Here is a 24,279-nt window from a genome sequence, read left to right on the forward strand (position 1 = left end):
GGGCATGATGCGACTGCCCAGGGTCAAGCCGGAGCACCGGGCCTATCGGACGGTGGACGGTCACGTACGGATCGGCAGTGTCGTCCACGGCATCGGGTCCGAGGTCAAGGATCCCGACGGCTGGGTGTGGACGCTGGTCGAGGCCATGGACGGCACACGGGACGGCGGGGAGATCGTCGCCGAGGTGCACAAGCACCACCCCCAACTGCGGCTGCCGGAAGCGGACATCGTCCAGGCGCTGACCGATCTGACCACGGCGGGATTCGTGGAGGACGCCGGTGCCGCGCCGCCGGCGGAGCTCTCCGAACGGGAGCGGGAGCGCTACGGGCGGGGGATGACCCTGCTGCGCTGGATGGACCTGGCGCCGCGGGAGAGCGTCTGGGAGCCGCAGGTACGGCTGAGCCGCGCCCGGGTGCTGCTGGTCGGCGTCGGCGGTACGGGCGGCGCCGCCGCACGGGACCTGGTGGCCTCGGGAGTGGGGCGGCTGCACTGCGTCGAGCCGGATCTCGTTGAACTGTCCAACCTCAACCGGCAGACGCTCTTCCGCGAGCAGGACATCGGTACGCCCAAGATCGACGCGGCGCTGGCGGCGCTGCGCGCCCTGAACTCGCATGCGACGGTCACCGGCGAGGGGCGGGAGATACGCGGGCCCGCCGATCTGGAAGCTCTGTTGGCGGGCGGCCCCAGCGGGCTCGATGGCCCCAGCGGGCCCGGTGGCCTCGGTGACGGCGCGGGGTACGACGTGCTGCTGCTGGCCGCCGACAGCCCCGCCGTCATCCGCAGATGGGCCAACACGGCCTGTCTGGCGAGCGGTACGCCGTGGGCCGAAGCCGGTTACCGGGGCCCGCTGGTGAGCGTCGGGGTCTTCGCGCCGGGCCGTGGCGCGTGCTGGGAATGCCTGCGCCTCGCCGAGGCCGAGCGGCGCGATCTGCGCCTCGCGCCCGGCCAGGACGAGGACGCCGCATCGCCCCGTATGCCCTGGCAGCCGGCCAACGCGGTGACCGCGGGACTGTCCGGGAGCCTGCTGGCCCATGCCGCCATCGCGCTGCTGTGCGGCGTCCCGCCGATCGAACCCGGCTACCGGTTCGGGCTGAACCTCATGCTGCCCGGCGACCCGGTCATGCAGCGCTCGGAGCGACGGCCCGACTGCCCGGCCTGCGGGGCGGAATCGGTCAACGGTCCGCGTCCGGCCGCTCCCTTGGCCCCCGCATGACGGACACCGCCGCCGAGGACCGTCGCCGGATCAGGCCGTCCACCCGGGTCCTGCTGCACGACCTGGCGGTGCGCCGCGACCGGGACGAGTGGATCGTCGGCCGCATGGCCACCCGAACCTTCGTCGCGCTGCCCGCCGTCGGGGCGCGGGCCGTGGAACTCCTGGGCGAGGGAATGAGCGTCGGGCGTACGGCGGAGACGCTGCGCGCCGAGACCGGCGAGGAGTTCGAGGTCAGCGACTTCGTCGACGACCTCGCCGCTCTGGGGTTCGTCGCCCGGATCGGGGACTGTCCGGTCCCGGACGTGGAGCCGCCGCGCGCGTCCCTGCCGCGACTGCGCCCCCACCACGTCCGGTTCGCCCTGCGTCCCGCGCTGCCGGTACTGGTCGGACTGGTGCTGGCGGCCGCCGTGGCCGTCCTCGTCCGCCGCCCGGATCTCCTCCCCACCTATCGCGACCTGCTGTGGAGCCCGCACGGCAGCCTGGTCCTGCTCTCCGGGACGGCGGCCGGATGGACGCTGCTGCTGGCCCACGAGCTGGCGCATCTGGTGACCGCGCGCGCCGCGGGCGTACCGGGCCGGATGCGGCTGGGCACGCGGCTGCAGTTCCTCGTCATGCAGACGGACATCAGCGGCATCGAACTGGCCCCCCGCCGGCATCGGTTGACCGCCTATCTGGCCGGGATCGCGCTCAACCTGTCCGTCGCTTCGTCCCTCGTCCTGGTGCTCGCCCTGACCGACACCGGGACGACGGCCCACCGGCTGCTGGGCGCCGCTCTGTTGCTGGCCCTGTTGCCGCTGCCCTTCCAACTCATGGTGTTCACCCGCACCGACCTGTACTTCGTCCTCCAAGACCTCACCGGCTGCCGGGACTTGTACGGGGACGGGCTCGCCTACGCGCGCTACGCGTTCCGCCGGGCGGTGCGCTTCGGCCGCACGGGCGGCCCGGGAACGGCAGCCGACCCGAGCAGCAGGCTGCCGGCCCACGAGCGCCGGGCCGTCCGCGTCTACAGTGTCGTCCTGGTGGTGGGTACGGCGGCGTGCCTGACGTTCCTGGCCGCCGTCACCCTCCCCGTCGACATCACCCTGTTGGTCCGCGCTGCGCGCGGGCTCGGCCCTGACCACGGCGTCGCGGGCAACGCCGACTCCGCGGTGGTGCTGATCATCCTGGGCGGCGTCAACGTCCTGTGGCTGGTGACCCGTTGGCGCAACCGCCGCGCGAAGCGCACCAAGCCCTGATCGCCCGGCCCTGACGGCTCTGCCCCGACCGCCCGGCGACCGCGACTCAGTACGCGAAGCGCCGCACCGTCTCCGGGTGGATGACGATACGGAACTGGTCGCCGGCCAGCATCCCGGCGAGGTCGGCGGCCCGGGTCGGGTCGTCGAGGTCCCAGTAGCGGGCGGCGAGGCGCGAGCACAGGTCGTGCGCCCCTTCGGACTCCAGGGTCACGCGGCCGACGACGGAGATCCAGCGCTCCCGCTCACCCACCGGGGCGGCGACGACGATCGACGCACGCGGGTCGGTGCGCAGGCGCCGTACCTTCAGCGCGTCCGGCTCCGTGATGAGCTGGATCGTGCCCTCGGCCGTCGCCTCGAACCAGACGGGCCGGGGCTGTGACGGCGGCGGGGAGCCGGCCACGGTCAGGAACCCGTGCAGCGGGCGGGCGAGGAACTCGCGGTCCTCGGCGGTCAGGTGGTTGACGGTGTCACTCATCGTGCCCCTTTCGAAAGATGGTGCCGGGGGAGCGGGAACGGCGCTTCCCGTACAACCTACTGACCCGCCGGTGCGTCTTTCTGGTGTGGCACTGCCTGTCGTGGGTGCCTGATTCGGCACCGCCGGTGCCTCGTCCCTGACCGTTTCCGACGCGTCAGAGGGGTGGTCGGTGCCGCTGCGAGCTGCCGCTTTGCGGGTCTGCTCGAATTAAACGTCGCGTCGATATCTCCGCTCCCGCAGTTTGTTGCAGTCGCGCCTGCATGAAGCTGCGACTGATGGCCTTGCGCCGTCCGGTGGTCTCCTGCAAATATTCACGCCGTCACACGAAGTTGTGAACGGGGAGAATGTTGAACTACTCGATATTGATGCCTTTCCTGCCGCGCCGTCCTGAGCAGGTTCTGCCTTATGCGGCGTTGGTGCAATGGACAGGCGCTGCGCGGTTGTGGCAAGGGCAGAGTCTTTTGATGGAGCCCTTCCAGGCTTTTTCGACGGCTGCCGGTGCCGGATTCCGGGTGCCGACCGGGCTCGGTGTGGCCCTGATGCCGCTGCGGCATCCCTTCGAAGCCGCCCACCAGGTGAAGTCCCTGGCGATGGCGACCGGCGAGAGTGTGGTCGCCGGGTTCGGGCCCGGGGCCAAGGTGTTCCAGCAGAGTCTGCTCGGCGCTCCGTACAAGAGCCAGCTCACCGCCGTCCGCGAATACCTGACGGTCGTACGCGGGCTGCTCAGCGGCGAAGTGGTCGATGTCGACGGGGAGTACTTCTCCTGTCACGCGCAGATGGGGCCGGCCATGGCGCCCCCTGTTCACCTGGGGCTCGGTGTGCTGCGGCCCGGTATGGCGCGGCTCGCCGGTGAGGTGGCCGACGTGGCCGTCACCTGGCTGACGCCCGCCGCCTATCTCGACGGGACCGTGCGGCCCGCGCTGCGGGAGGGTGCGCAGGCCGCGGGGCGGCCCGTGCCCCGCATCTCGGCGATGGTGCCCGTGGCGATCGAGCGGCCTGGGCGCGATGTCTCCGAGTTCGTCATGGCGAGTAATGCGGCCCATATGCAGGCCCCGCACTATATTGACATGCTGGGAAAAGCGGGCGTTGATATAGCTGGTCTCGACCCGCGGTCCGCAGGGCGGCTGATGGCAGAATCCGGCTCCTTCGTATTCGGCAGTCTTGACGAGATAGTCAAGCGCTTCGACGAATACCGGGACGCCGGCGTCGACGAGATCGTGCTCAATCTCACGGGCGTGTGCAATCTGTACGGCCCCAAAGCCGCAATGGACGACTTGAAAAAGATTCTCGCTGCGGTAGGCGCGGATCGGAGGGAATCCGGTGAATGAGGAACTGATCGGCCGGGTAGGCCGGCACCTGCGTTCCTGGGTCACGGGACGTCCGCCGCTCGGCGACACGGCGGGCCCCGGCGTGGCCACCGTCGTACTGGAGGACCCCGGACATCTCACCGCCGTACTCGGCTCGGATGTCGTCGGGCCGCGCACGCTCGTCCTGGTCCCCGGGGAGCAGGACGGCGAGGAGCACGCGTCCGGTGCCACCGTCATCGGGTACGAGGGTTCGCTGAGCGAGCCGGGCGACGACGCCTCGGTCGGTGACGTCCTCTTCCTCCAGGTGCAGGACTACAGCACGAGCCCCTACATGTCGCTGCTCGGCACGACGCTCGTACGGGTCGCGGGGGAGACGGACTTCGAGACGTTCCTCGCCGATGCCGACACAGCGAAGACGGAAGGGACGTTCGCCGCGTTCGCGGTCAGCCCCGCCGTGCAACTCGCCGATCTGCCCGCGCTCGGCGGCCGTGAGCCCGGCGACGGGCCCGGCACCCGGCTCTACGTCAACCGCGAGGGCGACGTCTCCATCTCGCCGCAGGGCGTGCGCCTCGGAACCGCCGGCGACTCGGCCGCCGCCCTGGGCGCCGAGTGGGACCGGTTGAACTCCGAGTCCCCGGCGGACGGTTCGGTGGCGCTGGGCGCCGCACTGCCGGAAGAGGTACGCGGCCCCGCCGTGCGCCAACGGCCGTGGCTCGCCCGCTACCTGGCCGCCCTGGACGTGCAGCGCGACCTGCAGGGGCACGGGGTCACCGACGCCCGGGTCTCCGGTTTCGGCCGGCGGCTGGTGCCCGCGCTCGACGCGGTCACCGACGCGCACGACGCCGTGGACCCCGGAGCGCCGTTCCTCTCCTGGACCCCGGAGAAGGCGTACGTACGGGTGCCGGGCCTCGACCGGACCTTCCAACTCGGCAGGCGCGCAGCGCAGATCACCGAGATGCTGCTGGTCCACGGCAGTGTCGAGGGCGTACTCGACCAGCCGGCGCAGCCGGACACGCAGCCGGACACCCCGCCCGTCGACCGCGCCGCCGTCGACCAGGTGCTGGCCTTCTTCGCCGCCAAGGGCGTGCCACTCGTGCCCGACACCTCAGCGGTGGCGGTGACGGCATGACCACAACAGCGGCAGCCGTCCCGGGACTTGCCGGGCAGGTCCTGGCGGAATACGGGGACCGGGTCTCTCTGCACGACCTGTACGACGAGGAAGGCGCGCCGGTCTATCACGACCTGGCCGCCGGCGACACCAGCGAGATCAGGGAACTGCTGCGCGTGGTGCGCGCGTTCCGCGGCCCGGTGCTGGAACTCGCCTCGGGGTCCGGCCGGTTGACGCTGCCGCTGCTCGCCCTCGGCCGTGAGGTCACGGCGCTGGAGCTCAAGGAGAGCATGCTGGACCTGCTGCGGGCCAGGCTCGCCGCCGCTCCCGCAGGGGCCGGACGCCGCTGCGTACCCGTACTGGGCGACATGTCCGCGTTCAGCCTCGGCCGGACGTTCGCCGTCGTCGTCCTCGGCACCACATCGGTGTCGCTGCTCGACGAAGCTGGCAGGGCCGGCCTCTACGCAGCCGTGCGGTCCCATCTGGCCCCCGGCGGGCGGTTCGTGCTCTCCACCGTCGATGTCACGCCCGTCACGGCTGTCATGGCGAGCGGCGATTCGACCGACGAAGCCGACCTCGACTTCGAGGCGGCCGGCGCCAGCGGCCGGCGGTACCGCATGATCGAACACTGGCCGGCCGGCGATCCGGTGCGCCGCGTCACCATCCTGCCGCCCGCGCCGGAGGCGGCGACGGCCGAGCGCATCGACGTGCTCACCACGTCGATCCGGGTCCTGCCCGCCGACGCACTGACGCGGGAGCTGGCCGATGCCGGACTGCGCGTCGTCGCCCGGCACCAACTGCCCCACGGCGGACCCCGGCACACCGACGTGCTGCTCGAAGTGGAGGCCGTCTGATGGCGAACGAACTGTGGCCCTCCCTGCTGGAGCCCGGTCTGCACGGCGCCGACGAACTGTGCGCGGTGTCGGCGGAAGGCGTCCGGATCCGCTTTCTCGACGGCCGTGAACTGCTCTGCGGGGCAAGCGGGTTGTGGAACGCGAACCTCGGATACGGCAACGAGGCCATCGCCGGCGCCTGCGCCGACGCCCTGCGCGAGGCCTCCTACCTGTCGGTGTTCCGCTACGAGAACGTCTACGCCCGGCGCGCCGCGCAGGCACTCGTCCAGGTGGCGGGCGCCGGACACTACGGCCGGGTGCTGTTCTCCACATCCGGCGGCGCGGCCAACGACCTGGTGATGAAACTGGCCCGGCACCACCACGCACTGCGCGGCGACGGCGCGCGCAAGCTCGTCGTGGGACTGCGGGACAGCTATCACGGCCTGACCTTCGGCGGGTTCGCGCTCACCGGCGAGAATCTGGGCCAGGCCGTCTACGGGGTCGACCAGCGTCTGGTGCGGCATGTGACACCGAACGCGGTCGACGAGATCGTCGCCCTCGCCGAGCGCCAGGGCAGCAGGATCGCCGCCGTGGTCGTGGAGCCCGTACTCGGCAGCGGCGCGGTGCCGCTCGTACCCGCATACATCGAGACGTTGCTCGAACTGCGCGACCGGCACGGCTTCCTGCTCGTCGCCGACGAGGTGGCCACCGGCTTCGGCCGCACCGGCGACTTCTTCGCCTCGCAGCGCTGGCCGGCGCCCCCGGACCTGCTGATCACGTCGAAGGGCCTGACCAACGGTACGAGCGCGGCGGCGGCCGTGCTGGTGTCGCAGCCGATCGCCGCGCAGTTCGACACGGCGGGGGACGTGTTCGTGCACGGCGAGACCCAGGCCGGAACTCCCGTCACCTGCGCGGCGATCCTCGCCACCATCGACGAGATGCGGCGGCTCGGCGCTGTCGCTTCGGCGCGACGGCTCTCCGCGCTCCTCGACACGGCGCTCGCCGAGCTGGTCGAGACCGAACCGTCCGTCGCCGGCACCACCGGCATCGGCTGCTTCCGCTCCGTGCGGCTGTGCACGGATCAGGGAGAGCCGCTGCCGCAGGACGAGGTCCCGGCGGTCGTCGCCGCGATCCGGCAGGCCGGCGCCGTCGTCCACCCCAGCGTCAACGGCGTACAGCTGCTTCCCGCGCTCACCTACACGGACGCCGAACTCGCCGAGCTGATCGGCTGTGTACGGGCCGGGGTCGCCGCGCACGCCGAGGCCCGTGGCCGCTCCTTCGGCGCCACAGGGACGAGGGCGGTCTGATGGACGCGGTGTGGAACCTCAGCAGGCGTCCGCTCACCCAAGTCGCCTACGGCATCGGCGGGCTGGCCAAATGGCTGCCGCTGCAAGGCGGCCGGAGCCTGACGATCCTGGCTGACCCGGCGGTCGCCGAGTCGCAGGCCGTGGCCCGGGTGCGGGAGTGCGCGGCGTGGGCCGGCCGTACGGTCGAGTGTCTGGTGCCCTCCGGCCCCGGGACGCTGGAGAGCGTCACGGCCCTGGCCGAGCGGCTGCGCGAGAGCGAACTCGTCGTGGCCGTCGGCGGCGGCACCATCCTCGACCAGGCCAAGCTCGCGGTGCTGCTCGGTTCCCACCCCGCCGTACGGGACCGGCTCGCGGTACGGCACCGCAGCGGCCTGGTGCTCCTGCCGGCCGAGGCGGAGCCGCGGATACCCGTGGTGACCGTACCGACGACGGTGGGCACCGGCAGCGAGCTGAGCGGCGGCGCCTGTCTGAGTACCGCGCAGGGCAAGCGACTTGTGCTCGGCAGCGGACTCCAGCCCGACGTGGCCGTACTCGATCCCGTCGCCACCAGCACCCTGCCGGTGGAACTCCTCGCCGAGGGCGTACTCGAAGTCCTGTTCCGGGTCGCCGGGATGTACACCGGAGACCCGCAGGAGCTGCCGACGGAGGACGCCTTCGTGCTGACCCTCGTCGACCGGATGGTGCGGCTCGGCACCGAGTTGGCGCGGACCCGGCGGGCCGGCCTGGCGCCGGGCGACCAGCTTCGCCTGGAGATAGCCAAGTTGAGCGGAGTGAGCCACAGCCAGTGGTTCAACCTCGGCCGCGACCCCTGCGCCTGCAAGGGCTGGTACCTGGGCAACGAGCTCTCGTCCGGTCTCGGGCGCCGCAAGATGACGGCCGCAGCCGCGGTCCTGGGGCCGCTCTGGCAGCGCGTCGTCGAGGGCGACGCGCGCTGGGGCTCGGCCCCCCGGCTGCACCGGCTGTGGCGGACGGTCACCGAGGCCCACCAGGCGCAGAGCGGCGGGGCTCCGCTGCCCGCCGACCCCGTCGAGGGCGTCGCGGCCCTGCTGGACGACTGGCAGATCGAGCACCGCGTCGAGGCGACAGCGGAGCAGATCGACCGGATCGCCCGGGCCACCACACGGGCCTGGGGGGACGGACTGCCGACCCTCGGCGCGCTCACCCTCGCCGATGTGCGCCACGTGATGGCCCAGGCCGTCCGGGTGCCGCAGCCGGCGGCCGCGCTGTGACACACCGCTGACGGGCGGCGTCACCGCGCACCACAGATTTCCGTCGGTGTCCGCCGACGGATACACCAACAGAACACTCAACGGGGAGGGGGAAAGAAAAATGCAGACTGCGAACAAGAACACCGTCGCGCCTCTCGAGCTGGCTCTTCAGGAGCTGGAGGCTCAGGAGCTGGACATGCAGGAGCTGGAGGCGCTCGACGCGCCGTTCGGCTGGAGCGACGCGCTGAGCTTCATCGGCGGCCTGAGCGCCGGAGGAGTTGTCTCGTACATCTCCATCGTCACGCTGGCGACCTGAGACCTCCCGGAGCCGGCTCTTCTCGGAGCGCCGCATTCGTGGAGCCCACACCGACACGTTCTGGAAGGAGGTGAAAACAATGGAGAACAACAGCCTCGAACTGGCCATGCAGGAGCTGGACATGGAGGAGCTGGAAGGCATGGAGGCCCCCGACTGGTGGAGCAGCTTCCTCGCGAGCTTCGCCGTCTCGGCGGGCGTGAGCGCCGCCTACAGCACCATCGCCGTCACCTCGGTTATCGCGACCTGATCGGGTCCCGAAACTGATGACGAAGCCCTGTTCCGGATGCTGGCCAAGAGCATCCGGGACAGGGCCGCACCAGTGAATATACGCGCGGCTCCACGCCGCAGAGGAGAGATACGCGATGCCTCAATCAGCATCCCGCGGTGTCATCTGGGCCCTTGCGACCTTCGCTTTGGTCGTCGTCATCGCGGCTCCCGGCACTGTCTACGCTCTCACCCAAGGCCAGGAACGCACGAGAGGTCTTCTCATCTGCGTCGGGGTGGAGCTTGTGATCATCGTCTGTGTCGGTCTGTACCTCCGTACGAGGGCGAGGACCGGAACATGACAGATGTCGTCCACATCAACGGTCTGACCAAACGCTACGGCGAACTCACCGCGGTCGAGGACGTCACCTTCACGGTCGGCTCCGGCCGCGTCGTCGGACTCCTCGGACGCAACGGCGCCGGCAAGACGACGACCCTGCGCATCCTGCTGGGTCTCGCCCGCCCGACCTCGGGCAGCGCCACCGTCTTCGGCCACCCGTACGCCGAACTGCCCGACGCCGCACACCGCGTCGGCGTCAGCATCGACGGCATCGGCCCGTCCAACGCCGCCACCGGCCGGGGCGACCTGCGCATCTGGGCGAAGACCCTGGGCATCTCGCGCGCCAGGGTCGACGACGTCCTGGAGCGCGTTGGGCTCGCCTCCGACGCCCATCGCAAGCTGAAGGGCTACTCGACGGGCATGAAGCAGCGGCACGCGCTGGCGACCGCGCTGCTCGCCGATCCCGAGCTGCTCATCCTGGACGAGCCCGCCAACGGCCTTGACCCGGACGGCATCCGGTGGCTGCGCGAGCTGTTGCGTTCTCTCGCCGACGAAGGACGCACCGTACTCGTCTCCAGTCATCTCCTCGCCGAGGTCGAGCAGATGGCCGACGACATCGTCATCCTCCAGCACTCGCTGCGCTACAGCGGCACAGCGGCCGACCTCACCCACAACGGCAGCGTCAGCCTGGAGAGCCGCTTCTTCGAACTGGCGGGTCCGGCGCCGAAGGAGAACGTCCATGCGTGACCTCGTCGGCGCCGAGTGGCGCAAGATCTGGACCGGGAAGGCCTGGTGGAGCCTGGCCGTCACGGCGTTCCTGCTGTGTGTGCTCGCCGACGCCGGCTACCTCCAGCAGGAACTCGACAAGGGCGCTGCGGCCGGCACGGACGGCCAGCTCACCAACACCCTGGTGCAGGGCTGGTTCATGGTCGAACTGGCCGCGGCGCTCGTCGGCATGCTGTTGGTGACCAGGGAGTTCGGCAGCGGCGCGATCTGCAGGTCCGTCCTCCTCGGCGGCAGCAGGGCCCGGCTGCTGACGGCGAAGCTGCTGGCGGGGGCCGCCAGCGGTGCGGTGTTCGCCATCGGTACGGGCGTGGTCGCCGCCGTCAGCCCCTGGGTCTTCCTCGCCGGACGCGACCAGCGGCCCGACTGGTCCATGACCACCACCTGGACCCTGTTCGGGGTGATGCTGGTCGTGCTGGCCGGCGCCCTGTGGGGGATCCTGCTCGGCATGGTGATCCGCCAGCAGGTGGTCGCCGTCGTCGTCCTGCTGCTGAGCACCTGGCTGGTCAGCGGCGGACTGCTCCGACTCGCCCCGGACGTCGGCAAGTTCACCATCGACGAGGCCATGGCCGCGGTGTACCGCAGCGGTGACGCCGGTGTGCTGTCGATCCCGTGGGCCCTCGTCGTGATCGCGGCCTGGATCGTCGCGGCGGGCGTCGCCGCCCGTGGTCTGTTCCTGCGCAGGGACCTGCCGTGAAACTGACACTGAACCGTCCTGAAGCCGTCAAGACACCGCTGCCGCTGCCCGAACGCCCGCGCCTGGCGCCGGACGTGAAGGTGCACGCGCCGGTCGAGGACGGTGCCCCCTGGATCGTTCAGTTCGGCGCGCAGCGCTATCTGCGGGTGGGCGCCGGCATGGCGAGGCTGCTCAGCCTCGCCGACGGCGCCCACACCGCCCACGACATCGCGGGCGAACTCGGCAGGCCCTGGACCCCCGAACTGGTCAACCAGGGGCTGCTGCGCGCCCAGAAGACCGAACTGCTCCAGGACACCGAACGCAAGACGCGCAAGCCCCGAAGATGGGCGTTCGTACCGCCGCTCACCGTGCAGTTCACGGTCGTACGGCCCGAACACGTCCTGGGCAGGTTCCGGCCGCTCATGGCGCGGCTCGCCAACCGCGGCTGGGCCGTCGCGCTCGCCGTCGTCGCCGCGGCCGGGCTGCTGTGCGTCCTCGCGCAGGGCTCGGCGGCCAAGAGCGCGCTGGAGAGCCCCATTTCCATCGAGGCGCTGCTCGCCCTGATGGTCGTCACCTACCTCGGCACCGTCCTGCACGAGCTGGCGCACGGCATGGTGCTGAGCCATTACGGCGGCGCGCCGAGCCGGATGGGCGTCATGCTCTTCTATCTGACGCCCGCCTTCTTCTGTGACGTCTCCGACGGCTGGCGGCTGCCCCGCAGCACCCAGCGGGTACGGATCGCGCTGGCCGGGATCACCACCCAGGCGGCCATCGGCGGTGTCGCCGCCATCGCCTCGGCCGTCGCGGCGGCCGAAGGCAACGACGGGCTGCGCGACCTGCTGCTGCTCCTCGCGGTCACCAACTACGCCTCCGGCGTCTTCAACGCCGTTCCGTTCGTCAAACTCGACGGCTACCTGGCGCTCATGAGCCATCTGGACATCTCGCACCTGCGGGACCGGTCCATGACGGACGCGCGCCGGCTGTTCGCCAAGGTGCTGTTCGGCGGGCGCTACGAGCGCGCGCTGCCCGACGTCGGCTGGGCGCCGCTGTTCGGCTTCGCCTGCATCCTCTTCCCGCTCTACGTCGTCAGCATGGCCTTCACCGTGTGGGGCCAGGTCCTTGAGGACATGGGCATGGTCGGCGCGGCCATCGTCTCCGTCGTCGTCGGATACCTGCTGCTGCGGCTGTACGGCGGCGCGCTCAAGCTGGGCGCCGAGGCCCGTACGGCGGGGGCCTCGCGGCTGCGCCGGATCACCGTCTCCACGGCGGCACTTGGCGCCCTGGCGGCCGTCATGCTGGGCGTCACGCTGCCGTACACCGTCTCCGGCGGCTTCGTCGAGCAGCACGGCCGGCTGGTGTTCGTCTCGACCGGCGCGACGGACCAGGCGGCGATCGAACGCGGCGCCACGGTACGGCTCGAAAGCGGCGGCGTCCTGCTGCACCGCCGGCTGGGCGAGGCAACGGTCGCCTCCGTCGAGCCCGTCGACCTGTCGGCCCCGCTGGCCGCCTTCGTACCGGTCAAGGGCATCGACTCGGTGCGCATCCCGGCCTCCGGGATCGTCCTGGACAGCGACCGGCTGCCCGCCGACACCACGGGGCTCGCCTCCGTCGAGGCCGGCCGGCGCACCCTGGCCGGCTGGCTCTACCAGAAGTACCTGGCACCCTTCTGGCGCTGATTCCCCCCGCCGCCCCCATCCGTTCTCCTACGTGCCCCGCAAGGCGGTTGATTTGTCATGGACGCATTTCGGCATGTGATGTTCCTTCCCCCGGGCACGCCCTTCTTCGACCGGGACGACTCCGACGTCGCCACGGACGAGGGCTTCGCCGCCCTGCCGGCCGAGGCGCCGGAGGGCTGGGTGCGCAACACCGGGCCCGACTGGACGATGCTGACGCCGCCCGAGGCGCGGATGCCCCAGCAGGGCTGGAAGATCCATGTGTCCGCGACACCGGACAACGCGGAGAGCGTCCTCGTCAGGTCGTACGACTGGCTGGTGGCGCGCCGGATACCGTTCAAGTTCATCCGCAGCAAGAAGGTGCTGCTGCGACGCAACGGCAAGTACGGGGACCGGGGCGCGAGCGGGAAGTTCATCACGGTCTACCCGGCGGACGAGGCCGCGCTCGCCGCCGTGCTCGAAGGGCTCGGCGGCGTCCTCGACGGGGAGCCGGGACCGTACATCCTGAGCGACCTCCGGTGGCGTTCAGGCCCGCTGTACGTGCGCTACGGCGGTTTCGTCGCCCGGACGATGAAGACGGAGCGCGGCGAGACCGTCCCCTGCGTCGAGGCTCCCGACGGCCGGCTCGTGCCGGACCGGCGCGGGCCCTCCTTCAAGCCGCCGGAGTGGGTGAGCATCCCGGACTGTCTGGCCGAGGCGGTCGAGGCGCGCAACGCGGGCACCCTGCGCGACTTCCCGTACCGCGCCGAGCAGGCACTGCACTTCTCCAACGGCGGCGGGGTCTACCGGGGCACCGACCTGCGCGACGGCAAGCCGGTGCTGCTGCGCGAGGCGCGCCCGCTCTCCGGACTGGACACGAACGGCGAGGACGCCGTCTCCCGGCTGGTCAGGGAGCACGAGTGCCTGCTGAAGCTCGCCGGACTGCCGTGGATCCCGGCGCTCGTCGAGGCCCGGGTCGGCCACGAACACCACTTCCTCATCAGGGAGTACGTGGCGGGCGAGACTCTCGCCGTACGCACCACCAAGGACAACCCGCCCTCACCGGGGGGCGATCCGCGCAGGACCGCCGAATACACCGAGTGGGCCCTCGGCGTGCTCGACCAGATCGAGCAGGGACTCGCGGCCATGCACGGGCGCGGCGTCGCCTTCGGTGACCTGCACCCGGGCAACGTCATGGTCAGGGAGGACGGCTCCGTCGTCTTCATCGACCTGGAGACCGCTTCGACCGACCCCGCGGCCCGGCAGGTCCACGCCGCTCCCGGGTTCGCGGCGCCGGCCACCCACCGGGGCAAGGACGTGGACAGGTACGCGCTCGGCTGTCTGCGGATCGCCCTGTTCGCCCCGCTCACCAGCCTGCTGCCGTGGGACCAGGGCAAGGTGGACCGGATCATCGAGCACATCGAGTCCCGCTACCCCGTGCCCGCCGACTACGCGGCCAAGGTCCGGGCCGACCTCGCGCCCGTCGCCGCACCCGCGGAGCCCGCCGGGCCCGTGGACGCCGCGCGCAACGAGCTGAGCGCCGAGGAGGCGGCGGCGCTCGGCGAGCCGCCGCGGCCGGCCACCGAGCCGGCGCCCCGGCCCTTCTCCGGCTGGCGGGACCCGGCCGCCGTCGCCGACGGCATCCTCGTCACGGCCACGCCGAAGCGCGAGGACCGGCTCTTCCCCGGCGACGCGACGCAGTTCCTGCTGCCGGAAGGCGGCGTCTGCCTCGCCTACGGGGCGGCGGGCGTGCTGTGGGCGCTCGCCGAGGCGGGCGTCGAGGTGTCCGCCGCGCACATCGACTGGCTGGAGGCCGCAGCGGGCCGGCTCACCGACCCGGCGCCCGGCCTGTACACCGGCATCGCGGGCATCGCGACCACACTCCACCGCCTCGGCCGCGGCGAAGCGGCTGCGGCGCTGCTCAAGGAAGCGGCCAAGGCCGAGCCCGGTAACGACAGCCTCTTCGACGGCAGGGCCGGACTCGGCCTCGCCCAGCTGCACTTCGCCCGTACGACGGGTGACGACGACGCCCTGAAGCACGCGACGGCCCTGGCCGAACAGATCGTCGAGCGGACCGCGGCCCAGCCGCCCCGCCGGGGCGAGGCAGGGCTGTTGCGCGGCAGGGCGGGCGGCGCGCTGCTGCTGCTGCGGCTCCACGAACAGAGCCCGGACACCGGCCTCCTCGACGCGGCGCGGCTGCTGCTCGACACGGACCTGCGGGCCCTCGGCTGGGCGGCGGCGCCGGAGGCGGCCACGCTCACCGGCGGTGTCGCTCCGGACGAGGACTGGGCCGAAGGCGCCTACGGCGCGCGGCCGTTGCTCGCATCCGGCGGTGGCGGTACGGCCATGGTGCTGGCCGACTACCTGGCGCATCGCGCCGAGCCGCGCTTCGCCCTGGCCCACGACACCGTCCTGCGCACGGCCCGCGACAGCGTGCCGCACACCGCCGGTCTCTTCCACGGCTGGGCGGGCGTGATGGTGGTGCTCAGCAGGCTCGGCCGTACCGGCGGCGCGGCGGGGGACACCCCCGCGGTCGACCCGGCGGCGGCCCTCGACCTGTACGGGGTCGGCTACCAGGGCAAGCCCGCGTTCCTCGGCGTCGAGAACGTACGGCTGTCGACGGACCTGGCGACGGGCGCCGCCGGTGTGCTGCTCGCGCTGCGCGCGACGGCCGGCGCTCCGACCGCCCTGCCGTTCCTGTGAGCCGGCCCGGCGTGCGGGTGTCCGTGATCTGCCCGACCTACAACAGGTCGCGGAAGATCACGGACACCATCGACTCCGTACGCGCGCAGTCGGTGGCCGACTGGGAGCTGCTGGTCGTCTCGGACGGCTGCGACGACGACACCGAGGACTGGGTACGCGGGTCGGCGGCGCGCGACGGCCGCGTCCGGCTGCACAGGATCGAGCGCAGCGGCCATCCCAGCGGGCCGCGCAACGCCGGACTGGCCCTCGCACGGGGTGAGTTCATCGCCTATCTGGACCATGACGACCGCTGGCGCCCCGACCATCTGCGGGTGCTGCTCGGCCTGCTGGAGGCGGGCGCCGAGCTGGCGGCGACGGGTGTCGCGTACCACGACGCGACGGGCGGCGAAGTCGCCCCGTTCCCGGCGCTGTCCGCCTGGTGGCACCCGCAACTCCAGCTGATGGGACCGATGTTCGAGCCCTCCCGGGTCGGTCACCGGCGCGGTCTCGCCGAGGCGGCCGGCGGCTGGCGGACCGGGGCGGGGCTTGAGGACTGGGACCTGTGGCTGCGGATGGCCGACGCGGGACACGCGTTCCGTACCGTCGTGGAGCCGACCGTCGACCTGCTGGTCGACGGCGGCACGCGGCGCAACCGGATGGCGCGCCCGCACCGGCTGCCGCTGGTCGTCCTGGACGACGCGAAGGCCGCCCACACACTGCTGGGCGACCTCCGCGCGGGACGGCACGACGAGCCCTTCCGCGCCGCGTGTCTGGCCGACATGCGGGAGTGGTACGGGCAGATGGCCGACACCGGGGAGCTGGTGCGGCCGCAGGACTGGGACGGGGATCTGCACGCCGAGATCGAACGGGTCGTGCTCGGCGAGGAGAAGCTGTTCGGCGAGCTGGTCCTCGTACCGGAGCGCGGCCGGTTCGCCATCGCCAGGAACCTGCTGTGCGCGCGTACCGAACACGCGCGCCGCGCCGCCCGGTTGCTGCCCGGCATCCAGCCGCGCGAGATGCGGCTGCTGCGGGAGCTGGCGGACGGCGTACAGGCCGGCGCGGGTGCGCGGCCCTGCGCCGGCGCAGAGGCCGGGGAAGGTGTGCCCGCCGGGGCGGGCACACCGCTCAGATAAGCCCCTTCTCCCTGGCTCTCAGCGCCGCCTGGAAGCGGGTGGTGGCGTTGAGGTGCTTCAGCAGCCCGGCGACATGTCCGCGGTACGTGCGTACGGAGATGCCCAGTTCACGCGCCCCGACCTCGTCCTTCTCCGCGCGCGCCATGGCATGGAGCACCTGGATCTGGACGGCGTCGAGCTGGGTGCGGGTGTGCCCGGGGAGCAGCAGGGGCGCCGCGTCGACCGCTTGTGACCAGCAGCGGTCGAAGAACGAGTAGAGCGTGCGGACCAGCCCCTCCTGACGCACCAGGAGCGCGCTGCGCGGAGTGGCCTCGCGGTCCGACTGCACCAGGGCCGCCTTCCTGTCGAAGATCAGCATCCGTTCGAACCGGTCGTCCAGCAGCCTGACCTGCGCGCCGTGTTCGATCATGGTGGTGAGATGCGCCGCCGTCGCCTTGTCCTCCAGAGCGCCTCGGTGCAGCAGGGCGCGCAGGGCGATCCCGCGGCGCAGGCAGCGCAGTTCGGACTGGCGGGTGGCGGCTATGCCGTCGGGCGGCGAGGGGCGGCTGGGCCGCATCGTCAGCACCTCGCGCCGGGAGAGCACGGTGAGTTCCTCGGCGGTGTCCTGCACCGGCTCACTGCCGGTGAGTTGTTCGACGTTGTCGTGGCTGTCGTGCACCTGCTCCCGCATCCGCCAGAGCAGCGCCTGGTTGATCAACGAGTGGCCTTGCGTCAGTACCTCCTGTTCTTCCGCGTGCAGTGTCCGGAGCCGCTGTTCCACGAGTCTTCCGACGCTGATGCCGGGATCGAGTGCGGTGGCGTCTCCGCTTACGTCGTACCTGACCATTCCTTGCGTACTGAGCCGCTGCAACGATTCGCGCACACACGCTTCGTCAAGACCGAGAGCCATGCTCAAGCCGGCTGTGCCAAGTCCTGGTTGCTGCAAAAGCTTTCTGTACACGGATTCGTCGAGAGGCAGTACGCCCAGTGTGATCAGTGTTGATTCCCCCATGATGCGTATTCGAACACCCTGGAATGAACCTGTCAATGGATCACGGATTAACCCGAGGTTGTGCTATTTCACCGGTTATTTGAGGGAACCGCCGGACTCCCCGGGACGCATTCCCCCGAGCCATGCGCGAGGTTCCCGCCGGCCGGTGAACCGGCGGGAAACTCTCCCTTGCCGTGTATTGAACGTGTCCTACAGTCCGGAGACGGCGATGACCGCGGTGAGCGCGGCGACCGCGGTGCGTACGGCCTCGCCGAGCGTGGCAGCGGGCCCCTGGCCCGCGTCGATCGCGGCGAACCCGGCCTCGGCCGCCCCGGCCTGCTCGTCGGGGACGAGAACGGCCCGCAGACCCGCGTGGTGCAGGACGGTGACCAGCGCCGCCGTCCGCTCGTCGGGCTCCTGGCCCGCCAGCACCACGGCGGCCAGCCGTGCGCGCAGCGTCTCGGCGGTCGCGGTGTCCTTGACCGGGTATGTGACCGACCCGAAGATCCCGAGCACCTTGCGGCCCTCCTCGCGGACCAGGCCCTTCGCCAGCAGCCCGTCGTACGCGGCGGTGAGCGCCTGCTCCCTGACCGCCAGCAGCCAGGCCTGCGGCTTCGCCTCGGGGTGGCTGCGCAGCTGCTCGGCCATGGCCGCCTCGACCGGGTCGGCGGGCGGCGGGAGCGGCGCCGCGGCCAGCGCCCCGTCGCGTACCACCACATGCCCGGAGAACGTCAGCCCCAGCAGGGTGGCCGCGGACACCGCGAGCCCCACCCGCAGCGGCGGCTCGCGCAGCTCTCCACTCCGCCCGTCCAGTGCGAGGAGCACGATCTGCTCGCCCATGGTCAGTTGTGAATCCATAGATCCCCCTTTCCCCATGAACACGCGCGACAGACGTGCGTAGTTCCCGGAGTTCGCCCGGCGGCAATTCGCGCGCGCCGGTGAAACCGGTTATTCATAAACTTCCTGACATTTCGCCGATCACACGACGGCGGCCGGGCCCGGCCCCGGGGAGGGGGCAGGACCCGGCCGCCGTCGTGGCGTTCCGGTTACGGACGGGTCAGGGGAACGACACCACGTTCGACGGGACCGTCGAGGTGCCGGAGGTGCCGTCTCCGGTGTTGTTGATCACGTGGTTGTACTGGCCGACGCCGCCGAGGGAGACCACGAGCAGGTCGTGGAACTTGACGCCGTCCTTCACCGGGGCCTCGAAACCCGCGTCCTGACGGATCGTCGGGTCGGAGCTGAAGTTGCAGTAGCTGCCGAGCCCCCAGCCCTCATGGGTGTTGACGGAGTCGTCGACCTTGTACGCCGCCCAGCCCAGCCGGTCGCCGTTCTGGATGGCTGCCTGGTTCGGCGGGTCGTACGCGATCTCGTTCTGGAAGAAGATCGTCCGGCCGCCCTCGCCGCTCCACTCCACGTCGTACTTCTGGAAGTGCTCGACGAAGAGACCGGTCGCCAGCACGTTGTCGCCCTTGACCAGCAGCCCGTAGTCGGACGGGTTGGTGGTCCAGCCGACGCCCGCGCCGTGGTCGGCGCGCCAGATCCAGGTGTGGTCGATGATCGTGTCGTTGCTGTTGACCTCGACGGCCGTGGTGACGAGGCCGGGGCCCGCGCCGCCGACCCTGGCGAACACGTCCTGCACCGAGGTCGGGTTGGACGCGTGGCCCGCGGAGGCTCCCGAGGGGCCGACCTGGAGCAGGTACGGCGAGTTCTGGGCGCCCGCGTCCAGCAGCAGGCCGGCGAGCTTGATGCCGTCCACGTCGGCGGTCCGGATCGCCGTCACGCCGCCGTCGGGGATGATCGTCGGGAAGCCGATGCCGAGGACGACGGTGTCGGCCCTGGTGATGTTGATCGTCTGGTCCACGTGGTAGACGCCCGGCGTGAACAGCAGGTTCAGGCCCTGGCTGAGGGCCTGGTTGATGGTGGCCGCCGTCGCGCCCGCCTTGACCACGTAGAACTGGTCGAGCGGGATGGACGTACCGGGCGTGGAGCCGTTGGCCCACGAGGCGCCGGACGCGTTCGTGCGCAACGACGGTACGAACACCGCGTAGTTGTCGCCGTCCAGGTAGAGGTACGGCTTCTCGCGCGAGACGGGCGTGGTGCCCAGCACCGTGTACGGCGGGTTCGGGAAAGACTGTCCAGGGGCGCCCTGGACGCCCGAGAACACCATGTTCCAGACGCCGTTGCCCCAGCCGCCGATGTTGCTGTCGCGGGTGTACCACTGCTGCTGGGAGTACGGGGAGATCGTCCCGTCGACCTTGCTGTCGGCGATGTAGCCGCCACTGGCCCAACCGTAGCCGTTCGGCGCCAGGTTGAGGCCGCCCTGCACATGCATACGGCGGAACGGCGCGGCCTGGGCCACGGCCCACCGGTTCTCGCCGCTGACCGGGGTGAGTGACAGGTTCTCGGCGGAGCGCCAGAAGTTCTGCGTGGCGTTCCCGTTGAACCAGCCGGCGTCCACGGTGACATCGCCGTTGATGTGGGTGTCGTCGGGGTTCTTCCCGAGCCCGGCGATGGAGGTGTAGAAGCCGATCTGCGCGTTGAGACCGTTGTAGGTGCCCGGCTTGAAGAGCAGCGCGAAGCGGCGGGTGTCGAACTGCGCCGACTCCTGCTGGCTGAAGACGCTGTCCAACTGCCCCTGGATATTGGCCGTCGAGGGATCGAAGACGATCACATTGGGACCGAGGTCGCCACCGCCCACGACCGGGTCGGCGGCAGCCCTCGACGGTGCGGCGGGAGCGGCACTGGCGGAGGAGCCGAGGGCGGGCAGGAACACCGCGCCGAGCACGGCCGATGTCACCGAAGCGGCGAAACCGCGCCGGCTGATGTGGGGGTTGTTGCCCGGCTGTGGGGAGCCGAGCGGAGGTGTCTGCATGGGGGGATGACCTCCTGAGCGTGTACGTATGTACGGACAGGGAGCACGGGAGGCCGCTGGGAACGGCCCTCTGAGAGCGCTCTCCGAGTAGGGAAGATGCTTCCTCCATGTTTCGTACACGTCAATACTTGTGCGGTGAAGAAGTGTGGCCCCTGTTGTTGGTTCAGTTCGTGAAGACGGCCCGGGGCGCGGCGCGTTCGGGCGGGTGAAGCTCAGCGCTCGCGCGGTGCCGCCAGGCCTGTCTTGGCTCCCGCGCCGCACAGCGGTACGACGGCGGAGCGGTCGGTCCAGCTGCCGGCCGCCGCCCAGCAGGCGACGCCCGTGGACTCCACGAAGAGGCCGCGGGAGGCCAGGTCCAGCTGGGCCGCGCGGAGCTGGTCCTCGGTCACCGTGAGGAACGTACCGCCGGACTCCCGTACGGCGGCCAGGATCTGGGCCGCGCGCGGCGGGTTCGGGATGGCGATGCCCTCAGCCAGCGTGGGGGCCTGTTCGGCGGGGGCGAGCAGATCCCCGGCGCCCGCGCGGAAGGCGGTCGCCAGGGGCGACACCGCTTCGGCCTGGACGGCGATCAGCGCGGGGCGTTCGTCGATCAGTCCGTGCGCGTGCAGTTCGCCGACGGCGAGCGCGGCGCCCAGCAGCAGGGTGCCGTTGCCGACGGGCACGACGATCGCCTCGGGCAGCCGGCCGCCCAGGTCCTCCCACAGCTCGTAGACGTAGGTCTTCGTGCCGTGCAGGAAGTACGGGTTGTACACATGGCTCGCGTAGAAGGTGCCCGGCTCGTCGGCGGCCGCGCGCGCCGCGACGGCCGTCGCCTCGCGGTCGCCCGCGACGCGCTCCAAGTGGCCGCCGTGCGCGCGGATCTGCTCGGTCTTCTTGGGCGACGTGGTCTCGGGGACGTACACCGTGCAGGGCAGCCCGGCGCGTGCGCAGTAGGCGGCGACGGCCGTGCCCGCGTTGCCGCTGCTGTCCGCGACGACCCGCTCGGGCCGCAGCCGCAGGGCGAGTTCGGCGAGCAGCACGGCGCCCCTGTCCTTGAAGGAGAGCGTCGGCATCAGGTAGTCGAGCTTCGCCGCCACGTGCGGGGTCAGCTGGACGAGCGGCGTACGGCCCTCGCCGAGCGTCGTGACGGGCGCTTCGAGCGGCAGCGCCTCCGCGTACCGCCAGAGGGAGTTGACCCGCCCCGGCAGGGCCTCGCGCGGCACGGGAGCGGTGTCGAGGTCGAGGTCCCAGGGGCCGCGGCAGACGGGGCAGCACCAGGCGGCCGAGGTGACGGGGGAGCGGGTGCCGTCGGCCGGGCAACGGTACGTCGTGGTCATGGCGCCAGCATGTCAGCCGGGTCGCCGTCCGGCGCGGTCGCGTGGGCGGGTCCGGGGTGCGGTGGTCGTCGTCCGTACGGGGTCCGGGGCCTGTGGAGCGGCCCCGGACCCCTCCCCTCGGGGGGCCCGGCGGTCGGGACCGGTCAGTGGCCGTTCAGGCCGCGGTCGATCGCCGTCGTCAGCTCGCCGTCGGCCGTGTCGCCGTCCAGCGACCAGATCATCGCGCCGCCGAGCCGCTGGTCGCGGACGTACCGCGCCTTGGTGCGCAGCACCTGCGGGTCGTCGTACGTCCAGAGCGTGGTGCCGTCGAAGAGCCAGGCGTCGCCCGCCGCGCGGTCCCGGTAGACCTTGTACGTACCGGAGTCGGCGAGCTGCTTGAGCACCTTGTAGTCCTCGGTGCCCGGCGCCCAGGTGCCGGGTCCCGGCGCCGCGGCCGGCTGGCCGAGCCCGTCGCCGCCGCCGGTGACACCGGTCCAGCCCTGCCCGTAGAACGGCATGCCGACCACGAGCTTGCGGGCGGGCGCGCCGCGGCGCTCCCAGTCGCGCACCGTCCGGTCGACGCTGAAGTCGGTGCGTCCGTAGAGCGCCGACTGCTGGGCGGTCGTCGCCTCGCCCGAGACGTGGAAGTCGTAGCCCTGGAGGTTCACGAAGTCGAAGTCCCGCATGATCTTGGGGACGTCGAAGCCCGCGTCGATCTTGGCGGGCGCGGCCGGGACGAAGGCCGACAGGTCGTAGTGCTTGGGCGCGGGCGCCGGATGGTGCCTGCCGTGCGCCGCCGCCTTGGCCTGGGACTTCGCGTAGGCGTCGAGCTGGGTGCGGAACTCGTGGACCAGCGCGGCGTAGTTCTTCTTGTCCTCGGGACGGAAGACCGTGCCGGTGTTGGCCTCGGAGCCCGGCCACTCCCAGTCGATGTCCACGCCGTCGAAGAGGCCCGCCGCGGCGCCCGCACCGCCCCTGGCTCCGTCGACGGGCAGATTGCCCTTGATGTAGAGGTCGATGCAGGAGGAGACGAACGCCTTGCGGGAGGCGGGCGTCCGGGCGGCGTCGGAGAAGTTGGTCGACCAGCTCCAGCCGCCCAGTGAGATCAGCACCTTCAGGCCGGGGTGCTTCGCCTTGAGTTCGCGCAGCTGGTTGAAGCTGCCGGCGAGGGGCTGCTCGGCGGTGTCGGCCGTGCCGTCGACCGATCCGGCGGCGTCGACCGGGCGTTGGTAGTCGGCCCAGGCGTCGGCCTGGCCGGCGACATTGCCGGTGAAGCACGTGCCGTCGGCGCCGACATTGCCGAACGCGTAGTTGAGATGGGTCAGTTTGGCTGCCTGACCGCTCGTGTCCAGATCCTTGACCTGGTAGTTCCGGCCGTAGATACCCCACTGGGTGAAGTAGCCGACGTTCTTCAGGGCGGGCGCCGGTGCGTGGTGGCCGCCGCCGTGGTCATGGCCGCCGCTGTGGCCGCCGGCCGTCGCGGCGGGGGCGGCGGTGGCGACGAGGGCGAGGGAGCAGACGGCAACGGCGAGTCTGCCCAGGGTTCTTCGGGCCGGGATGCTGCGGTGCGTGAGGCTCATGGCCGGAAAGGTATTGGTCTGGACCAATGGGGTCAAGAGGGCGGACCAACAGTGGGGGTCCGGAGGGCCCCGGGCGGGATACCTGCTGCGTAAACGCAAGTCATCACTTCGGGTGAAACCCTGGCCCACGCTTGCGGTGATCAACCCACGGTTGCCAGGCTGTTGCTGTCTGTCAACCTGAGAGGGCTGGCGGAAAAGCCTGATGGGGACGGTCGATGGGGAATGGGAGTGGCCCGTGGCATTCGGTGAGCAGCCGGCCTACCTGCGTGTGGCGAGTGACCTTCGCCGGAAGATCGTCGACGGAGCGCTGCCACCCCACACCCGTCTGCCCTCACAGGCGCGGATCCGTGAGGAGTACGGCGTTTCGGACACCGTCGCCCTGGAGGCGCGCAAGGTCCTGATGGCCGAGGGGCTCGTCGAAGGCAGGTCGGGCTCCGGCACCTATGTGCGCGAGCGCCCCGTGCCGCGCCGCATCTCCCGCTCCGGCTACCGCCCTTCGGCGGGCTCCAACCCCTTCCGTCAGGAGCAGACGGACGAGGAGGCCAGGGGTACGTGGGAGTCGCGCAGTGAACAGGAGGCGGCGGGGCCGGAGATCGCCGTGCGGCTCGGGATCTCCCCGGACGACCGGGTGATGCGCACGCGCTACGTCTTCCGGGACGGCGGCGAGCCGATGATGCTCTCCACCTCCTGGGAGCCGCTGGCCGTCACGGGCCGTACGCCGGTGATGCTGCCCGAGGAGGGGCCGCTCGGCGGCTGCGGGGTGGTCGAGCGGATGGCGGCCATCGACCTCGTCGTGGACAACGTGCTGGAGGAGGTCGGCGCCCGCCCCGGGCTCGCCGAGGAACTGCTGGCGCTGGGCGGGGTGCCCGGCCATGTGGTGATGGTCCTGGAGCGGACCTTCTACGCGTCGGGGCGCGCGGTGGAGACCGCCGATGTGGTCGTCCCCGCCGACCGCTACCGCGTCGCGTACCACCTTTCTGTCAAGTGACCGGTATCCGGACGGGCCGTACGGCGGTCGTGACGGCGAGTTAACTCCTCAGGTCGTGCCGTAACGGCCAGGCAACGCGCCGCAGTTGGGCCTTGTCAT

The 24,279-nt window shown here is 71.3% G+C and carries 21 protein-coding genes; 15 read left to right on the forward strand and 6 right to left on the reverse strand.

Annotation, left to right across the window (positions count from 1 at the left end; all coding sequences use genetic code 11):
- The first annotated feature begins 4 nt into the window (after window positions 1-4).
- Both OHS57_RS24880 and OHS57_RS24885 read left to right on the forward strand, forming a co-directional pair.
- Entirely contained in the window at window positions 5-1,213 is a 1,209-nt protein-coding gene (locus tag OHS57_RS24880) for a ThiF family adenylyltransferase (protein WP_241778473.1), read from the forward strand.
- On the forward strand, window positions 1,210-2,448 hold the full coding sequence (locus tag OHS57_RS24885) for a hypothetical protein (RefSeq protein ID WP_328583398.1): 1,239 nt from the start codon (window positions 1,210-1,212) through the stop codon (window positions 2,446-2,448). Before OHS57_RS24880 ends, OHS57_RS24885 begins: the two co-directional genes overlap by 4 nt.
- A gap of 46 nt (window positions 2,449-2,494) precedes the next feature.
- On the opposite strand, the gene OHS57_RS24890 is transcribed toward OHS57_RS24885, so the two are convergent.
- Window positions 2,495-2,923, reverse strand: coding sequence for a pyridoxamine 5'-phosphate oxidase family protein (locus tag OHS57_RS24890; protein ID WP_328583399.1), 429 nt, complete (start codon window positions 2,921-2,923; stop codon window positions 2,495-2,497).
- 344 nt (window positions 2,924-3,267) lie between these two features.
- On the opposite strand from OHS57_RS24890, the gene OHS57_RS24895 reads away from it, so the two are divergent.
- The 12 genes from OHS57_RS24895 (at window position 3,268) to OHS57_RS24950 (ending at window position 16,472) form a co-directional block, all read left to right on the forward strand.
- Window positions 3,268-4,251 (forward strand): LLM class flavin-dependent oxidoreductase, encoded by a 984-nt coding sequence (locus OHS57_RS24895; RefSeq protein ID WP_328583400.1) that lies wholly within the window; start codon window positions 3,268-3,270, stop codon window positions 4,249-4,251.
- Window positions 4,244-5,359: a daptide biosynthesis RiPP recognition protein gene (gene mpaB / locus OHS57_RS24900; RefSeq protein WP_328583401.1), complete on the forward strand. Its 1,116-nt coding sequence runs from the start codon at window positions 4,244-4,246 to the stop codon at window positions 5,357-5,359. The genes OHS57_RS24895 and mpaB overlap by 8 nt, the downstream gene beginning before the upstream one ends.
- Window positions 5,356-6,192 carry a daptide-type RiPP biosynthesis methyltransferase gene (gene mpaM, locus OHS57_RS24905; protein WP_328583402.1) on the forward strand — a complete coding sequence of 279 codons (837 nt, stop codon included), beginning with the start codon at window positions 5,356-5,358 and terminating at the stop codon, window positions 6,190-6,192. The genes mpaB and mpaM overlap by 4 nt, the downstream gene beginning before the upstream one ends.
- Window positions 6,192-7,478, forward strand: a complete 1,287-nt coding sequence (gene mpaD, locus OHS57_RS24910) for a daptide-type RiPP biosynthesis aminotransferase (protein WP_041984944.1) — start codon at window positions 6,192-6,194, stop codon at window positions 7,476-7,478. The genes mpaM and mpaD overlap by 1 nt, the downstream gene beginning before the upstream one ends.
- On the forward strand, window positions 7,478-8,707 hold the full coding sequence (gene mpaC, locus OHS57_RS24915) for a daptide-type RiPP biosynthesis dehydogenase (protein ID WP_328583403.1): 1,230 nt from the start codon (window positions 7,478-7,480) through the stop codon (window positions 8,705-8,707). The genes mpaD and mpaC overlap by 1 nt, the downstream gene beginning before the upstream one ends.
- A 100-nt stretch (window positions 8,708-8,807) precedes the next feature.
- Entirely contained in the window at window positions 8,808-9,002 is a 195-nt protein-coding gene (locus OHS57_RS24920) for a hypothetical protein (RefSeq protein WP_041984941.1), read from the forward strand.
- A gap of 79 nt (window positions 9,003-9,081) precedes the next feature.
- Window positions 9,082-9,249 (forward strand): daptide-type RiPP, encoded by a 168-nt coding sequence (locus OHS57_RS24925; RefSeq protein WP_198533215.1) that lies wholly within the window; start codon window positions 9,082-9,084, stop codon window positions 9,247-9,249.
- Window positions 9,250-9,564: 315 nt separating this feature from the next.
- Window positions 9,565-10,293 (forward strand): ABC transporter ATP-binding protein, encoded by a 729-nt coding sequence (locus OHS57_RS24930; RefSeq protein WP_041984938.1) that lies wholly within the window; start codon window positions 9,565-9,567, stop codon window positions 10,291-10,293.
- Entirely contained in the window at window positions 10,286-11,026 is a 741-nt protein-coding gene (locus OHS57_RS24935; RefSeq protein WP_328583404.1) for an ABC transporter permease, read from the forward strand. The genes OHS57_RS24930 and OHS57_RS24935 overlap by 8 nt, the downstream gene beginning before the upstream one ends.
- The gene (gene mpaP / locus OHS57_RS24940; protein WP_328583405.1) at window positions 11,023-12,681 is read left to right on the forward strand and encodes a daptide biosynthesis intramembrane metalloprotease; all 1,659 of its coding nucleotides are present in this window, start codon (window positions 11,023-11,025) and stop codon (window positions 12,679-12,681) included. The genes OHS57_RS24935 and mpaP overlap by 4 nt, the downstream gene beginning before the upstream one ends.
- A 57-nt stretch (window positions 12,682-12,738) precedes the next feature.
- Window positions 12,739-15,360 (forward strand): class III lanthionine synthetase LanKC, encoded by a 2,622-nt coding sequence (lanKC, locus tag OHS57_RS24945; RefSeq protein WP_328583406.1) that lies wholly within the window; start codon window positions 12,739-12,741, stop codon window positions 15,358-15,360.
- Entirely contained in the window at window positions 15,357-16,472 is a 1,116-nt protein-coding gene (locus tag OHS57_RS24950) for a glycosyltransferase family 2 protein (protein WP_328583407.1), read from the forward strand. The genes lanKC and OHS57_RS24950 overlap by 4 nt, the downstream gene beginning before the upstream one ends.
- Here the strand turns inward: OHS57_RS24950 and OHS57_RS24955 are convergent.
- The 5 genes from OHS57_RS24955 to OHS57_RS24975 form a co-directional block, all read right to left on the reverse strand.
- Complete coding sequence (locus OHS57_RS24955; RefSeq protein ID WP_198533214.1) at window positions 16,465-17,232, reverse strand: helix-turn-helix transcriptional regulator; 768 nt, start codon at window positions 17,230-17,232, stop codon at window positions 16,465-16,467. The genes OHS57_RS24950 and OHS57_RS24955 overlap by 8 nt on opposite strands.
- Before the next feature lie 420 nt (window positions 17,233-17,652).
- Window positions 17,653-18,300, reverse strand: a complete 648-nt coding sequence (locus OHS57_RS24960; protein WP_328583408.1) for a GOLPH3/VPS74 family protein — start codon at window positions 18,298-18,300, stop codon at window positions 17,653-17,655.
- A gap of 199 nt (window positions 18,301-18,499) precedes the next feature.
- The gene (locus OHS57_RS24965) at window positions 18,500-20,317 is read right to left on the reverse strand and encodes a coagulation factor 5/8 type domain-containing protein (protein WP_328583409.1); all 1,818 of its coding nucleotides are present in this window, start codon (window positions 20,315-20,317) and stop codon (window positions 18,500-18,502) included.
- A 212-nt stretch (window positions 20,318-20,529) separates the two neighbouring features.
- A complete protein-coding gene (locus OHS57_RS24970; protein WP_041984925.1) occupies window positions 20,530-21,633 on the reverse strand; it encodes a threonine synthase in 1,104 nt (367 codons plus the stop codon).
- A gap of 143 nt (window positions 21,634-21,776) precedes the next feature.
- On the reverse strand, window positions 21,777-23,192 hold the full coding sequence (locus OHS57_RS24975) for a glycoside hydrolase family 18 protein (RefSeq protein WP_328583410.1): 1,416 nt from the start codon (window positions 23,190-23,192) through the stop codon (window positions 21,777-21,779).
- Between the two features lie 235 nt (window positions 23,193-23,427).
- On the opposite strand from OHS57_RS24975, the gene OHS57_RS24980 reads away from it, so the two are divergent.
- Complete coding sequence (locus tag OHS57_RS24980) at window positions 23,428-24,180, forward strand: GntR family transcriptional regulator (RefSeq protein WP_041984921.1); 753 nt, start codon at window positions 23,428-23,430, stop codon at window positions 24,178-24,180.
- Window positions 24,181-24,279: the final 99 nt, after the last annotated feature.

This window comes from Streptomyces sp. NBC_00370, assembly GCF_036084755.1.
Lineage (GTDB): Bacteria > Actinomycetota > Actinomycetes > Streptomycetales > Streptomycetaceae > Streptomyces.

Excerpts from the sequence above, each read along its gene's own strand:
- OHS57_RS24935 (WP_328583404.1), top strand. The coding sequence starts at position 10,286 with ATGCGTGACCTCGTCGGCGCCGAGTGGCGCAAGATCTGGACCGGGAAG.
- lanKC (WP_328583406.1), top strand. The coding sequence starts at position 12,739 with ATGGACGCATTTCGGCATGTGATGTTCCTTCCCCCGGGCACGCCCTTC.
- OHS57_RS24975 (WP_328583410.1), bottom strand. The coding sequence starts at position 23,192 with ATGAGCCTCACGCACCGCAGCATCCCGGCCCGAAGAACCCTGGGCAGA.
- OHS57_RS24930 (WP_041984938.1), top strand. The coding sequence starts at position 9,565 with ATGACAGATGTCGTCCACATCAACGGTCTGACCAAACGCTACGGCGAA.
- mpaD (WP_041984944.1), top strand. The coding sequence starts at position 6,192 with ATGGCGAACGAACTGTGGCCCTCCCTGCTGGAGCCCGGTCTGCACGGC.
- OHS57_RS24920 (WP_041984941.1), top strand. The coding sequence starts at position 8,808 with ATGCAGACTGCGAACAAGAACACCGTCGCGCCTCTCGAGCTGGCTCTT.
- OHS57_RS24925 (WP_198533215.1), top strand. The coding sequence starts at position 9,082 with ATGGAGAACAACAGCCTCGAACTGGCCATGCAGGAGCTGGACATGGAG.
- OHS57_RS24960 (WP_328583408.1), bottom strand. The coding sequence starts at position 18,300 with ATGGATTCACAACTGACCATGGGCGAGCAGATCGTGCTCCTCGCACTG.
- mpaM (WP_328583402.1), top strand. The coding sequence starts at position 5,356 with ATGACCACAACAGCGGCAGCCGTCCCGGGACTTGCCGGGCAGGTCCTG.
- OHS57_RS24880 (WP_241778473.1), top strand. The coding sequence starts at position 5 with ATGATGCGACTGCCCAGGGTCAAGCCGGAGCACCGGGCCTATCGGACG.
- OHS57_RS24890 (WP_328583399.1), bottom strand. The coding sequence starts at position 2,923 with ATGAGTGACACCGTCAACCACCTGACCGCCGAGGACCGCGAGTTCCTC.
- OHS57_RS24965 (WP_328583409.1), bottom strand. The coding sequence starts at position 20,317 with ATGCAGACACCTCCGCTCGGCTCCCCACAGCCGGGCAACAACCCCCAC.
- OHS57_RS24970 (WP_041984925.1), bottom strand. The coding sequence starts at position 21,633 with ATGACCACGACGTACCGTTGCCCGGCCGACGGCACCCGCTCCCCCGTC.
- OHS57_RS24895 (WP_328583400.1), top strand. The coding sequence starts at position 3,268 with ATGTTGAACTACTCGATATTGATGCCTTTCCTGCCGCGCCGTCCTGAG.
- mpaC (WP_328583403.1), top strand. The coding sequence starts at position 7,478 with ATGGACGCGGTGTGGAACCTCAGCAGGCGTCCGCTCACCCAAGTCGCC.
- OHS57_RS24885 (WP_328583398.1), top strand. The coding sequence starts at position 1,210 with ATGACGGACACCGCCGCCGAGGACCGTCGCCGGATCAGGCCGTCCACC.